14 protein-coding genes are annotated in these 12,652 nt (G+C 38.8%); 8 read left to right on the top strand and 6 right to left on the bottom strand.

The window, feature by feature from the left end; all coding sequences use genetic code 11:
- The first annotated feature begins 100 nt into the window (after positions 1–100).
- From WG906_RS01245 to WG906_RS01225, 5 genes are all read left to right on the top strand, one after another.
- Positions 101–859 (top strand): DUF72 domain-containing protein, encoded by a 759-nt coding sequence (locus tag WG906_RS01245; protein WP_339990696.1) that lies wholly within the window; start codon positions 101–103, stop codon positions 857–859.
- A 333-nt stretch (positions 860–1,192) separates the two neighbouring features.
- Complete coding sequence (locus WG906_RS01240) at positions 1,193–2,329, top strand: Re/Si-specific NAD(P)(+) transhydrogenase subunit alpha (RefSeq protein WP_339990695.1); 1,137 nt, start codon at positions 1,193–1,195, stop codon at positions 2,327–2,329.
- Positions 2,326–2,613 (top strand): NAD(P) transhydrogenase subunit alpha part 2, encoded by a 288-nt coding sequence (locus tag WG906_RS01235; protein WP_339990694.1) that lies wholly within the window; start codon positions 2,326–2,328, stop codon positions 2,611–2,613. Before WG906_RS01240 ends, WG906_RS01235 begins: the two co-directional genes overlap by 4 nt.
- A 3-nt stretch (positions 2,614–2,616) precedes the next feature.
- Positions 2,617–4,008 (top strand): NAD(P)(+) transhydrogenase (Re/Si-specific) subunit beta, encoded by a 1,392-nt coding sequence (locus WG906_RS01230; protein WP_339990693.1) that lies wholly within the window; start codon positions 2,617–2,619, stop codon positions 4,006–4,008.
- A gap of 336 nt (positions 4,009–4,344) precedes the next feature.
- Complete coding sequence (locus WG906_RS01225; RefSeq protein ID WP_339990692.1) at positions 4,345–5,220, top strand: PAS domain-containing protein; 876 nt, start codon at positions 4,345–4,347, stop codon at positions 5,218–5,220.
- Positions 5,221–5,388: 168 nt separating this feature from the next.
- On the opposite strand, the gene WG906_RS01220 is transcribed toward WG906_RS01225, so the two are convergent.
- Complete coding sequence (locus WG906_RS01220) at positions 5,389–5,874, bottom strand: CHRD domain-containing protein (RefSeq protein ID WP_339990691.1); 486 nt, start codon at positions 5,872–5,874, stop codon at positions 5,389–5,391.
- Positions 5,875–6,070: 196 nt separating this feature from the next.
- On the opposite strand from WG906_RS01220, the gene WG906_RS01215 reads away from it, so the two are divergent.
- Positions 6,071–6,739 carry a DedA family protein gene (locus WG906_RS01215; protein WP_339990690.1) on the top strand — a complete coding sequence of 223 codons (669 nt, stop codon included), beginning with the start codon at positions 6,071–6,073 and terminating at the stop codon, positions 6,737–6,739.
- A 130-nt stretch (positions 6,740–6,869) separates the two neighbouring features.
- On the opposite strand, the gene WG906_RS01210 is transcribed toward WG906_RS01215, so the two are convergent.
- The 5 genes from WG906_RS01210 to WG906_RS01190 form a co-directional block, all read right to left on the bottom strand.
- Positions 6,870–7,631 (bottom strand): oxygenase MpaB family protein, encoded by a 762-nt coding sequence (locus tag WG906_RS01210; protein WP_339990689.1) that lies wholly within the window; start codon positions 7,629–7,631, stop codon positions 6,870–6,872.
- Between the two features lie 26 nt (positions 7,632–7,657).
- Positions 7,658–8,080, bottom strand: a complete 423-nt coding sequence (locus WG906_RS01205; protein ID WP_339990688.1) for a ribosomal maturation YjgA family protein — start codon at positions 8,078–8,080, stop codon at positions 7,658–7,660.
- 318 nt (positions 8,081–8,398) lie between these two features.
- Complete coding sequence (gene creD / locus WG906_RS01200; RefSeq protein WP_339990687.1) at positions 8,399–9,784, bottom strand: cell envelope integrity protein CreD; 1,386 nt, start codon at positions 9,782–9,784, stop codon at positions 8,399–8,401.
- A gap of 53 nt (positions 9,785–9,837) precedes the next feature.
- The gene (locus WG906_RS01195) at positions 9,838–10,140 is read right to left on the bottom strand and encodes a winged helix-turn-helix domain-containing protein (protein WP_339990686.1); all 303 of its coding nucleotides are present in this window, start codon (positions 10,138–10,140) and stop codon (positions 9,838–9,840) included.
- On the bottom strand, positions 10,137–10,757 hold the full coding sequence (locus WG906_RS01190; protein WP_339990685.1) for a hypothetical protein: 621 nt from the start codon (positions 10,755–10,757) through the stop codon (positions 10,137–10,139). Before WG906_RS01190 ends, WG906_RS01195 begins: the two co-directional genes overlap by 4 nt.
- Before the next feature lie 189 nt (positions 10,758–10,946).
- On the opposite strand from WG906_RS01190, the gene WG906_RS01185 reads away from it, so the two are divergent.
- Both WG906_RS01185 and WG906_RS01180 read left to right on the top strand, forming a co-directional pair.
- Complete coding sequence (locus tag WG906_RS01185) at positions 10,947–12,101, top strand: zinc-dependent alcohol dehydrogenase (RefSeq protein ID WP_339990684.1); 1,155 nt, start codon at positions 10,947–10,949, stop codon at positions 12,099–12,101.
- Positions 12,102–12,111: 10 nt separating this feature from the next.
- A complete protein-coding gene (locus tag WG906_RS01180; protein ID WP_339990683.1) occupies positions 12,112–12,642 on the top strand; it encodes a hypothetical protein in 531 nt (176 codons plus the stop codon).
- The last annotated feature ends 10 nt before the right edge of the window (positions 12,643–12,652 follow it).

Below are 12,652 nucleotides of genomic sequence, written 5' to 3'. Positions count from 1 at the left end.
TCGACAGGATAATTTTAAAACATAAACAGAATTGGTTTATTAATAAAAATGACGCCGGGATAAATTAATTAAAAACCTGCCCGTCTTAGCTTATTAATAAATGAACCCTATATCTTCAGGCTCATTATATACAGGTACCAGTGGCTTAGCCACTTTGATTCCTAAACGGTCATTTCCTGCAGAATTTCAGGATAAGAGCCGGTTGACGTATTATGCGTCGTTGTTTAATAGTATTGAGATTAATAGTTCTTTTTATAAAGTTCCGATGGCTTCAACCATGCGAAAGTGGGCCGAAAGCGTTCCTCATAATTTTAAGTTCACTTTTAAGCTCTGGAAAGAAATTACTCATACTAAAGGATCGGGCTTTAAACAAGAAGATTTAAATCATTTCATTCAGATTATTTCAAATGTTGACACTAAGAAAGGGTGTCTTTTAGTTCAGTTTCCCCCAAGCTTTACCATTACAGAAATACATCAGCTGGAAAATCTTCTCTTTAGTATCAGGCAATCAGATCCTGATCATCAATGGAAAGTAGCGGTAGAGTTTCGTCACCGCTCATGGTATGAAGACGATATCTATGATATGCTTATTCATCATCATGCGGCTTTGGTTTTTCAGGATTTGCCGGCCTCTGCAACACCACTCATTGAAACAGCTGATTTCCTTTATATTAGATTCCATGGACCAAATGGCGGTTACAGAGGAAGCTATCCGGATGAATTTTTATCCGAATATGCCGGATATATTTTTGACTGGCAAAGTGAGGGCAAAGAAGTTTTTGTGTATTTTAACAATACCATGGGTGAAGCTCTCAGAAATCTGATCACATTAAAGAATTTTGTTCAGCTTCTTACCTAACATAAACCATATTTCTCTTTAGAGAAAATACCCGTTTGAAAATACTTATCTTAATTTTCGGTTGACATACTGAGATTACAGGTCTGGACGAAAAGAAAAACCTGCCTGCTCTGAGTAGCTTTTTCAGTGTTTGCGAGGTATATCTTCTTTTATTTAAAAGATCTTGACATACATTTAAATGATTTACCTTATAAATCATTTTTTAATCTTATTTTCATTCTACCTTAGAAAAACAGCTATTGAAATTTTGGGTGTTTATACACTGGAAAATAAAGTGTCCCCGTCAGTTTAAAGAAATTTTTAATTACAATAGAATTTAAATCTGATACTATCTTGAAAATAATCGTACTTAAAGAGCGAAAGGAACCCGAAAACAGGGTCGCACTAACTCCAACAGTTGTAAAATTGCTCGTTAAAGCAGGCTTTGAATGCAGCATAGAAACCGGCGCCGGTATGGCAAGTGGATTTTATGATTCGGTATTCGAAGTGGCAGGGGCAACAGTTTTTACAGATAAGGTTCAGGCATTATCCGGCACAGATATTCTGCTTCAAGTTAACACGCCACATGTTGATGAGGTATTGCTGTTAAAAGAGGGTGCCGTAATTATTTCCTTTATGTATGCTTATACAATTCCTGAGCTTGTTGAAGCGTGCCTGAAAAAGAATATTTCCACATTTGCGATGGATTCGGTCCCGCGTATCTCACGGGCGCAAAAAATGGATGCTTTAAGTTCACAAGCTAATCTGGCAGGCTATAAATCCGTGCTTTTGGGAGCGAATGCCCTGGGCAAAATCTTCCCTTTGATGATGACGGCCGCAGGTACTATTACTCCTGCCAGGGTGCTCATTTTTGGTGCCGGTGTTGCCGGTTTGCAAGCTTTGGCCACGGCAAAACGCCTTGGTGCCGTAGTTGAAGTTACAGATGTTCGTGCCGAAACAAAAGAACAGGTGGAATCTCTGGGCGGGCGCTTTGTAGAGGTACAGGCTGAAGGTGTTCAAACTGAAGGAGGCTATGCTAAAGAAGTATCTGCAGCATATCTTCAAAAACAAAAGGAATTAATTGCTAAACATATTGCTGAGGCTGATATCGTAATTACCACTGCCTTGGTAATTGGTAAAAAGGCTCCAGTTTTAGTTAATGAAGAAATGGTCAAAAGTATGAAACCAGGCTCCGTAATTGTCGATATGGCAGTTGAGAGTGGTGGAAATTGCTCTATTAGTGAATTTAACAGAACTGTGGTGAAGTATGGCGTTACCATCATCGGGCTGGTAAATCTGCCGTCGATGGTTTCTGTAAACGCAAGCGAATTGTATGCTGTGAATATAAGCACACTCTTATTACATCTGGCTAATAAAGATGGTTTTAAATGGGAAATGGAAGAAGAGATAACCAAAGGATCGCTTATTACCCATCAGGGAAAAGTCGTGCATCAGTTCACACAGGAAATTTTAAATAAAAATAAAATATGAATGCAGAGACCTTAATAGTGTTGCTTTACGTACTGGTATTGGCCAGTTTCGTTGGCTTTGAGCTTATTGCCAAAATTCCTCCAACCTTACATACACCTTTGATGTCAGGATCAAATGCTATCTCCGGAATAACTATAGTGGGAGCTATAATTGCCTCCGGTTCCGCAGATGGTTCTATAAGTAAAGTTATGGGTATAGCAGCCTTGTTTCTTGCTACATTAAATGTGGTAGGAGGCTATGTAGTTACCGATAGAATGCTGAGGATGTTTAAAAAGAAAAAATAATTCATGGATAAAGACTTAATAATAAAGATTGCGTACTTAATTGCCTCCATTCTGTTTATTATAGGCATTAAAATGCTGGGCAGAACCTCCACCGCACGCCGTGGAAATATGCTTAGTGCTGTTGCAATGCTTATTGCCGTATTAGTAACCCTGCTGGATAAGCAGGTCTTAAGTTTTTATGAAATATTCATCACCATTATTATTGGATCCGCAGTTGGTACTTTGGTTGCCCGTAAGGTTGAAATGACTCAAATGCCTGAGATGGTCGCCATTTTAAATGGTTTTGGAGGGGCAGCGTCAGTTCTGGTTGCAACATCCGAATATTGGCGCCAGGCAAATGATTCAGCATTAACTCTGGATACTATCGTTGCGATAACGGTTGTGCTGAGTGTGATTATTGGGGCGGTAACTTTTACAGGATCTATGGTCGCCTTTAGTAAACTGAAAGGATTGATAAATGGCAGAGCAATTACATTTAAGGGTCAGCATCTTATCAATGCGCTGATTCTGGTAATTATTATAGCGATATCTGGGCTGATTGTTCGGAACCCCAATACAGAAGTCTGGATGCTTGTGATTTTATTCCTTGGCTTACTTCTTGGAATACTGGTTGTAATTCCTATCGGCGGGGCGGATATGCCGGTGGTTATATCTCTTCTTAATTCCTACTCAGGTATCGCGGCTTGTGCAACGGGATTTATTCTAAATAATCAGGTCCTTATTATAGCCGGCGCATTGGTCGGTACATCCGGGATCATTTTAACACAGATCATGTGTAAGGCAATGAACCGCTCCTTAACCAATGTATTATTGGGGGGCTTTGGTCAAACTGCTGGCACATCATCGGGTACAGATGAAGATATAATTGTTAAGGAAGTGGGGGTTGAAGAAACCGCAATGCTTTTTGATTCCGCATCATCAGTTATCATTGTTCCCGGATACGGCATGGCAGTCGCTCAGGCTCAGCATGTGGTAAGGGAACTTACAGACCTTTTGGAGAAGAAGAACATTTCTGTAAAATTTGCAATTCACCCTGTGGCCGGGCGGATGCCGGGACATATGAACGTGCTTCTCGCGGAGGCCAATATTCCTTATGATAAGCTTATCGAAATGGACAGTATAAATGAGGAGTTCGCCAATACCGATATCGCTTTAATTATAGGGGCTAATGATGTGGTTAACCCTGCGGCAAGGAATAATCCTCAAAGCCCGATTTTTGGGATGCCTGTATTAAATGTTGATAAAGCACGTACCGTTATAGTTTCAAAAAGAAGTATGAACGCGGGTTATGCAGGTATTGAGAATGAGTTGTTTGGTTATCCGAATTGCCTGATGCTATTTGGTGATGCAAAGGCAACCATGGCGAAAGTAGTAGGGGAGCTGAAAGAGCTCTGAAAGGGAGTTTTATGGTTAAATGAGATACGGAGATGTTATTAAATAGTTATCGCCTTATGAAAAACAGTAATTTTTTTATTGGGTTTGCTTACGTATTAATGTAAACATAATTTGCTTTTTACGTACCTTTCTAATATCGAAAAGCCCGGGATGATAATTATAAAAGATAAAATATGAAAGGATATCAGCAACGATTGAGTAGGCTGAAAAATAATAAAAGGTACAGACATCTATAAGGTGACATAAGGTCTTAATTCTAAAAGACTATTCTCGCTGAAGCTAATTAAATAGCTCTTACTTTTTCCAAGAATGAAACATTCCTATTGAAAATGAAACATGGATAAAAGAATCAAATCGGATGAGTTAATCAATGCTGAAAAGGAACTTCTGCTTCTACGCGAGGAGAAAGAAAACCGGGCAGCGGAGTTAATCATCGCTAACAAAGAATTAGTATTTCAAAACCAGGAGAAAGAAAACCGGGCAGCGGAATTAGTCATCGCCAACAAAGAATTAGTATTTCAAAACCAGGAGAAAGAAAACCGGGCAGCGGAGTTAATCATCGCTAACAAAGAATTAGTATTTCAAAACCAGGAGAAAGAAAACCGGGCAGCGGAGTTAGTCATCGCCAACAAAGACCTTGCCCTTCAATATGAAGAAAAAAAGATTATCCTGGAAAGTATTGATGATGCCTTCTTTACAGTAGATAAAAACTGGGTGGTAACTTATTGGAATAATCAGGCAGAGAAAATATTAGGGCGGTCCAAAAATGAAATTGCAGGTAAAGTTTTATGGGAAGTGTATGCCGATGCAGTAGATACACCTTTTTATGTGTTTTACTATAAAGCAGTTGAAGAGAATAAGGCGCAGCATTTTGAAGCATATTATGAAACATTAAATATCTGGTTGGATGTAAGTGCCTATCCCTCGTTAAATGGACTATCTGTTTATTTCAGAGACGTTACAGAGCGGTCAGGATACATTAAAACCATAGAAGATCAAAACAAGAAACTGCGAGAGATTGCCTTTATGCAATCGCATATGGTAAGAGAACCTCTGGCAAGGCTCATGGGACTAATTACCTTAATTCAAGACCCATCTATTCCAAATTCCGATAACGGCGAATTGCTAAGTCATTTATTAGTTTCTGCACATGAATTGGATAAGATTATCAGGGTTGTTTCTGATAAAACCTATTTTCCAAATTTAAAATAATCCATCTCCCACTTCTGATAATTCATATTCCTTTGTTTGGCCATAGCATATCAGGTATGAACCAATAATGTTTTATGGACTAATTCAGACAAGTTTTATTACAGATGCTTTTGGATTATTAAAATAAAAAAAGCAGCGCCTATGCCAGAGACGCTGCAATTCGGGACCCTAAAACTTAATATTACCCCTCAGTTCTCCCGCTTGAATAGTTGAGCTATGAATGTTCAAATACCATTTACCTGCAAGTAATTGATTTACTTCTACGTCGGTAAGTGCACGTGTCGAGCCGGATATGGTGCCGGAACTGGCGGTTGTAAAACCGGTAATACCAATTACTACCCCGGAACTTATTAGGTCTGAACCGTTTTCCGCGCCATGAAAATGCATATTAGTAGTAGTTGCCGTCGTTGATCCAAGCTGCCAGCTCATATTATAGGTAATGATTTTTGAGACAGGATCAAATGTTATTTGGGCCGTGCCTGTTCCGGTACTGTTATTTGACGGAACTTCCTGCGATCCGGAAAGTTGAACAGTAACTTTCTTGGTCTGATCAACTACCGGGTTTTTGTCTTTTTTACATGAAGAACTTAATACCAGTAAAAGTATTGCCGTTGTTATAACAGCGACAAAACGTGTTTTTAACATAGGTTTCATAATCATAGTTTTTAGCAGGTACGAATCCGGTAGCTATAGAGTTGCCTGATTGATTTAAAGGGTCAATTTTCTTTTGTTGCTAAGGTTCTGAATGAGAGGAGCAGAGCTTGAGAAGACAAACACTGGTTAGTCATTTTACAAATTCTGCCCGGTAAGTTTGAATTGGATATTCTATTTTGCACATTTATTATTTATTATGGAATTTATTACAGGACTTTTGGATTTTTTGCTTCACATAGATACCCACCTAAGCGAGATTGTTAAAAATTATCGTGTATGGACCTACCTCATTCTTTTCTTAATAATTTTTGCTGAAACCGGGCTGGTGGTTACTCCGTTTTTACCCGGAGATCCATTACTTTTTGCATCAGGGGCACTAGTGGCAGCTGGTGGAACCGGCTTAAATATTTATCTGCTCGCATTGATTTTATTCATTGCTGCGGTATCAGGCAATTTTTTAAATTATACTATCGGAGGATTTTGCGGGTCAAAGATTTTTAAACCGGAAAATAAAGTATTGAAGCTGGAATATTATATAAAAACCAAGGTTTTCTTTAGGAAACATGGTGGTAAGGCAGTGATATTCAGTCGGTTTTTTCCGGTTCTGCGAACATTTGTGCCTTTTGTTGCAGGGGTGGGGCAAATGAGGTTTAGAATGTTCTCTTTATATAATGTTTTGGGTGCTTTATTATGGGTTCTGAGCTTACTTTTTCTTGGATATTTTATCGGAAACATCCCTATAATTAAAGAAAATTTCAGTGTTGTAATTTTAATTATTACTGTAGTCACAACGGTTCCTCCCATCATTGCAGCAATAAAAAGCAGAACCGGAAAACGTAAGTCATTAGCGGCAATAAAGTACTAACGTTTAATTTATTCGGTCAATCGTTTTTCGCTTGATTCATCTGTATTATCGCAATGTTGTTTCTTTATCATTTAGGAATCTAAACCTACTAAGCTCCGGGATGTTAAGTAGATTGATTTCTGCTTAAATATTAATCCTTTATATCCAGATCGGCGATTTGCTTTTTGTATTCTGAGGGTAGAATGGTGTTTTTAAGGTATTCTTCTAATTTGAAAATCCTTGCAAGCTTATACAATTTTAACACCGGATCCAGTAAGGGAATACTGCCTAACGATAACATAGAGTTTACTATTTGCGGAACAACCAGAATTTGCGCCTGCTTCAATAACTGATATCTGATCCATCCAAGATGACGCCGGTACTGTTTATACAGATCGCCTGTGAAATTACTACGACTAAGATTGCTTTGAATATGTTCGCTACGCATAATCAGCCAGTCATTATAATTATCAGGTAAGCCTTTTAGTCCCATTCTTAGGCCGATGCGGTTGAATACATCGAAAATTTCAGTTTTTTCATCCTGTGTAAGCTTTCTTTCCAATGCTTCAAAAGATCTGATAGAATAATCAATTAACATAAAGAGAACATCCCGATAGGCCCAGTCTGGTATTTCTGAGCCCCGCTTATTTTCAACATCTTTATGAATCGAAGTGATTTTATCAATAGCATAAACAGCTTCATCATATTCGGAAAAAACTATTAGCCTTGCATAAGATACTGTAGAAAATAATCTTCCCAGAGGATCTGCGGGAAGTCTGCCGGTATAGTACAGCCAGTCCACCGCCTTGTTTAATGCGAATTCGGCAGAAGCTCCGGCAAAGATGAAGAGAATAGTATCACCCTTTCCCCAAATCCTGCGGACTATTGAATCTTTGCTTACAAAATCAGCCATTTTTTATTGCTTAGTATCCAGCGTGTTCAAATAAAGTATCTAACCCTCTCAGTATTTCTGATCTCGCCATGATTATACTTTTTTGAAGGCCATAAATTTTCAATCGCAAGTACCAGTATAATTCCCAATGTGTATGCCAGAATATCCAGCCATGCAAAGTAATTTCCAATAATGATATTGGCAATTCCGGAGTTCCCTAATCCGAGAAGCTGAACAATGTTGAAATACTGCAAAGTTTCGAGCATGTAAGAAAAGAGAAGAACTGTAAGAGCTGTAATCGTTGCAGGCAAATCAAGGAAACTTTTAACCAGGCAATATAGCAGAATCACTACTAAAAGATCGCCGAAATACGGCCCGATAATTTGATCGTGGGCGAAGACGGCAATACATACTTCTGTGAGAAATAATAGATTTGAAGCTATGAAATAGTTTAATTTAAAACTCAGCATACACTATTTAATTAATATTATATCAGGAAAAGATGAATGGGAGGTTGTCCTCGTCATTCTGAACTATTTCATCTTCTTATAACAATATGTTTAATTTTTAAATAAAGCGTTTTGTCATCTCGACGGCAGGAGAGATCCTGGGCAATATGCATGACAAAGCGCTTTAAGATTATTTGGATCTTGTTGTTTTTTTAAGGTCTCAAATGCTTCTTCGAGGTCCTCCTATCGTGGGAATGACAAAGCGGGTAGCCTGTATCTCGCCCAATGCCTCCTTATATTTTTCTTTCCAAAAGATTAACCGCTTGTAAAACAATAATGTTAACCCGGTACATCAGCAGGTTTTTTGTTTAAATCTATTTTTGCAGATAAATACATCATTACAGCAACTATTATAAATAATCCCACACTTCCAAAAAGGAGAGCCAGATCTTGTAATTGGATAATCACAAATATGAAACAGTAAAAAACACTCAGGATCCCGGAAAAGATCAATGCCGTTTTTTTATTCTTTAACAGAGATCCCATAAAAATGCCTACAAGGACTACCGTTGCCACTGAAGCAATAAGATAGGCCGCATTGAATCCAACTTGTTCGCTGAAAGAAAGAAGCAAAGTATAATAAATGCTCATAGCTGCTCCGATAAGCACATATTGAAGAAGGTGAACTTTGCGTTTGTTCAAAAGTTCGGTGAAGAATAGTGATATAAAAGTTAAAAGGATTATTAATATCGCATATTTTGCGGAGCGCATAGTTTTTTGATATTGATCTACAGGTAAGATAAATTTCACACCAAAAGTAGCTTCGCTATTTTTTGTATTTAAAGCAGCAGGGGTGTGCATAACAGCGTTTTCTTCAACCCATTGTTGAGGAAAAGGCCTGTTAAAATATGGCATTTTCCAGGTTGCGGTGAAGCGATTTTTTGTGATTTTTCTATCCTCAGGTAAATAACGTCCTGTAAAGCTTGGATTGTCCCACTTTCCGTCAATTTTCACGGTCGTGGTTTTGCCCAGATGCATGAAATTCAGTTCACTGCTACCGCGAAGATCCAGGTCGAAACTGAAATTATGGGCGGTACTCTGTTGAGTACTTAAATCAGGAAGGATTATTAAGTTATTTTTAAACAGGTTGAGCGATGTAAAATCTGGTTCAACAGGGTAAGAGGTGTTCCCTAATTTAATAACAGGATTGTTTTTTAGGCCTTTTAAATCACTTAAGCCTATATCTAATTTTACTTTGTCCCACAGAATCATTTTCGGATCAATTCCGGATTTTTTTAATTCGAGAGGACTAAACCTTCCATTTACCCGGATTTTGGTATTATACACTACAGCATCAAATATGCCCCGATGTAGTATTTCTGGCTCAACCGTGCTTATGATATTTAGTGTTTCAGGTAAAATGTAAATATTAGTTACAAGGTCTTTATAGGAAATTTTACCAGTTGTATCCTTCTGTTTAACAAGCGTTTTGTAGGGAAGAACCATTACAGGCCCCTCCAATACCTGGCTTCCCGACCATTTATCAGATATTTCTTTTATAACCTCAACTTGCCGCTCCTGACGTTCTCTTATGAGGTCTTGTATCCAGCTGAAGGGGATAAGCAATAAAAGAGTTAAAATCCCGATAAGGATTAGTTTGATTAAAACTGATTCTCCGAACCATGATTTAAATCCATCATTTTCTGTTTTGATTTGAATATTCATAATTGTAATGTTTAAAAGTGCTTTGAATTACAAAGTTGATAGATAAAAAAATATTATTGTTTCTGTTGCTTGATTAAATTTTCTAATGCTTCAAGGTGCTTTTTAAAAGCCTCACGACCTGTTTTTGAAGCCGAGTAACGGGTATTCGGCTTTCGTTCTATAAAACTTTTATTTACTATAATATATTCCTCTTTTTCCAGGGCTTTCAAATGAGAGGCAAGGTTACCATCAGTCACATTCAGCAGCTCTTTCAGTGAATTAAAATCATAGGTGTCATTAGCAACCAGCACGCTCATAATTTGCAGGCGTATCCGGTTTTCAAATGCTTTATCGAACTGGTCTAATGATATCTTCACTGATTATATTTAAAATGCATGATAGATCCGTAAAGTATATGCAGTAAGCCAAAGCCGATCACCCAGAACACAATGCCAAATCCCGGTAGCAAGGCTGCTAGTAATCCCAATACGATTTCGCATAAGCCAAGCCATTTTACATCTGTAAAAGTATATTGGCTTCCGGATACCAGAGCCAGGCCGTAAAATACCAGACAGGCTGATGCTATAATTCCATAGTCGCCTCTATATAAAAGGATTAAAATAAATAGACCTCCTGTAATTAAAGGGATAGACAGGTTAATCAATAGGCGCTTACTCACCGGGTTCCAGAAATTTTCTCCTTTTTTTCGTGCCTGACGAATAGTAAGCAGAACTCCTGTTACTAATGATAAAATTAGCACTGCGATGGCGATAATCGCGAGTTTCCATAAAACTGTATCATCACTAATAAAATATTCCCTGTAGCGCAGTCCGCTATTCTCATGGTAAACTGTTTTATAACCTAAGAATGCACCAATGAGCGCATACACTCCAGCCATAATGCCGGAAAGGCCGCTTAAGGAAATAAATTTGGTAGAGCGCTCCATCAGATTTCTGATTGAACTCAGCTCCGAGTAAATATCTTTTTCTTTCATTTAAAAGAACTTTGAATTTCAAAGTAAACTATAATAAACGATTATTCCAAAATATTTTTTCTATAAAGTAGAATATCCTAGCTCCTGGTTTCTATTCTGCTTTTTTTAAAACTTTCAATCTTTTGCAACATTAATATTCGATATAATCTATTAACGAAAACATGTCTCATTTAAAAGAAAGGAATTTTTATGCTAGCTATGAACTTTCGCGGACCTTTCAGAGTGCGCATCGACCAAAAACCTTACCCGAAGATCCTTCATCCCAATGACGCGATTGTGCGGGTTACCCGATCCTGTATCTGCGGTTCGGATCTTCATTTATATCATGGACTTGTACCGGATACACGTGTCGGTATGACCTTCGGTCACGAATTTGTTGGGGTGGTTGAAGAAATCGGGCCTTCTGTAGAAAAGTTAAAAGTAGGCGATAATGTGATGGTGCCTTTTAACATTGCATGCGGCAAATGCGCCTTTTGCAAACAGGAGCTTTATGGCAACTGCCACGAATCAAATCCTCAGGCTACGGCTGTAGGCGGAATTTTCGGGTATTCACACACTGCAGGTGGATATGACGGGGGACAGGCGGAATACGTACGCGTTCCTTACGCCGATGTGGGGCCAACCATAATACCGGAATGGATGGATCAGGATGATGCTGTTTTATTAACCGATGTGGTTCCAACGGGGTATCAGGCCGCCGAAATGGGTGGCATACAAACCGGAGACACCGTTGTAGTTTTTGGTGCCGGGCCTATAGGAATTATGGCAGCCAAGTGCGCCTGGCTGTTTGGAGCCGGCCGGGTAATCGTGATAGACCATCTTGATTACCGCCTTGACTTTGTCCGTAAGTTTGCAAAATGTGAAGCTTATAATTTTAAGTCTCTTGAAGATCCGGTTGTGTTTATAAAAAAGACTACAGATTCGTTAGGTGCTGATGTTTGTATTGATGCGGTGGGTGCAGAAGCCGCCGGAGATTCTATGCAAACTATTACCGGAAGAAAAATGCTGCTTCAGGGCGGATCAGCAACCGCTTTGCATTGGGCTATCAATTCTGTTAAAAAAGGAGGAATAGTATCAATTGTTGGCGTTTACGGACCTATTGATACATTGATCCCCATTGGAAATGTGGTAAATAAAGGCATAACTATTCGTGCCAACCAGGCTTCCGTTAAGCGCCTTGTGCCAAGATTGATTGAGCATATCAGAAATGGACATCTGAATCCAAAAGAAATTATCACGCATAGAATTCCTTTGGAAGAGGTGGCAGAAGGATATCATATTTTCTCTGCCAAACGCGACAATTGTATAAAGACAGTTCTAATTCCACCATCAGCCAGAATATAAACTTATTGTTATGGAAAATAAAATAGATTTCAGAAGTACAAGAGGTACAGATCATCCGGATATAAAAGGTTGGGGATCTGATGCCAATCCTCAGAACGACCCGACGTATCCCATTAAGAAACGTACCAACGAAGAACATGACGGATACAGCTGGGAGCGGCCTGCACAGCAAGCGGTAACCGTTGAGGTTCTCCATTCAAATGAGCGTTCCAACCTGACAGCGGTTTTTGGCACATCATCGCCACCTAAAGGGTTGAGCGGCAAAATCCGACGATATGCTTTTAAGTATAGTGAGTCAAGTTATGGCCATTGGTTACCCTTAATACTGGCCGACCGAATCAACGTATTTGAAGGGATATTTGATGATCTTAAAAGAGGCTATATCCCCAATATTTTTGCCGAACGCGGATGGAAGGCAGAATGGAAATATAACAGGAAAGAGTTTGTTAAAAAAATAGCTGTGGGAACATTAATGACTTCTGCGGTCGTAGCCACGGCAATGATTTTACGAAACAATAAAAAATCTTTTACGAGGCTTTGATTACAGAGTC

The sequence above is a fragment of the Pedobacter superstes genome (genome assembly GCF_037622515.1).
GTDB classification, from domain to species: Bacteria; Bacteroidota; Bacteroidia; order Sphingobacteriales; family Sphingobacteriaceae; genus Paradesertivirga; species Paradesertivirga superstes.
The sequence above is the reverse complement of the archived record's forward strand: the minus strand, read 5'-3'. Positions and strand labels throughout refer to the sequence as shown.

What these genes read in the sequence shown, in the direction of transcription:
- WG906_RS01225 (WP_339990692.1), top strand. Translation starts at nt 4,345, where the DNA reads ATGGATAAAAGAATCAAATCGGATGAGTTAATCAATGCTGAAAAGGAA.
- WG906_RS01230 (WP_339990693.1), top strand. Translation starts at nt 2,617, where the DNA reads ATGGATAAAGACTTAATAATAAAGATTGCGTACTTAATTGCCTCCATT.
- WG906_RS01215 (WP_339990690.1), top strand. Translation starts at nt 6,071, where the DNA reads ATGGAATTTATTACAGGACTTTTGGATTTTTTGCTTCACATAGATACC.
- WG906_RS01235 (WP_339990694.1), top strand. Translation starts at nt 2,326, where the DNA reads ATGAATGCAGAGACCTTAATAGTGTTGCTTTACGTACTGGTATTGGCC.
- WG906_RS01190 (WP_339990685.1), bottom strand. Translation starts at nt 10,757, where the DNA reads ATGAAAGAAAAAGATATTTACTCGGAGCTGAGTTCAATCAGAAATCTG.
- creD (WP_339990687.1), bottom strand. Translation starts at nt 9,784, where the DNA reads ATGAATATTCAAATCAAAACAGAAAATGATGGATTTAAATCATGGTTC.
- WG906_RS01185 (WP_339990684.1), top strand. Translation starts at nt 10,947, where the DNA reads ATGCTAGCTATGAACTTTCGCGGACCTTTCAGAGTGCGCATCGACCAA.
- WG906_RS01180 (WP_339990683.1), top strand. Translation starts at nt 12,112, where the DNA reads ATGGAAAATAAAATAGATTTCAGAAGTACAAGAGGTACAGATCATCCG.
- WG906_RS01220 (WP_339990691.1), bottom strand. Translation starts at nt 5,874, where the DNA reads ATGAAACCTATGTTAAAAACACGTTTTGTCGCTGTTATAACAACGGCA.
- WG906_RS01245 (WP_339990696.1), top strand. Translation starts at nt 101, where the DNA reads ATGAACCCTATATCTTCAGGCTCATTATATACAGGTACCAGTGGCTTA.
- WG906_RS01205 (WP_339990688.1), bottom strand. Translation starts at nt 8,080, where the DNA reads ATGCTGAGTTTTAAATTAAACTATTTCATAGCTTCAAATCTATTATTT.
- WG906_RS01210 (WP_339990689.1), bottom strand. Translation starts at nt 7,631, where the DNA reads ATGGCTGATTTTGTAAGCAAAGATTCAATAGTCCGCAGGATTTGGGGA.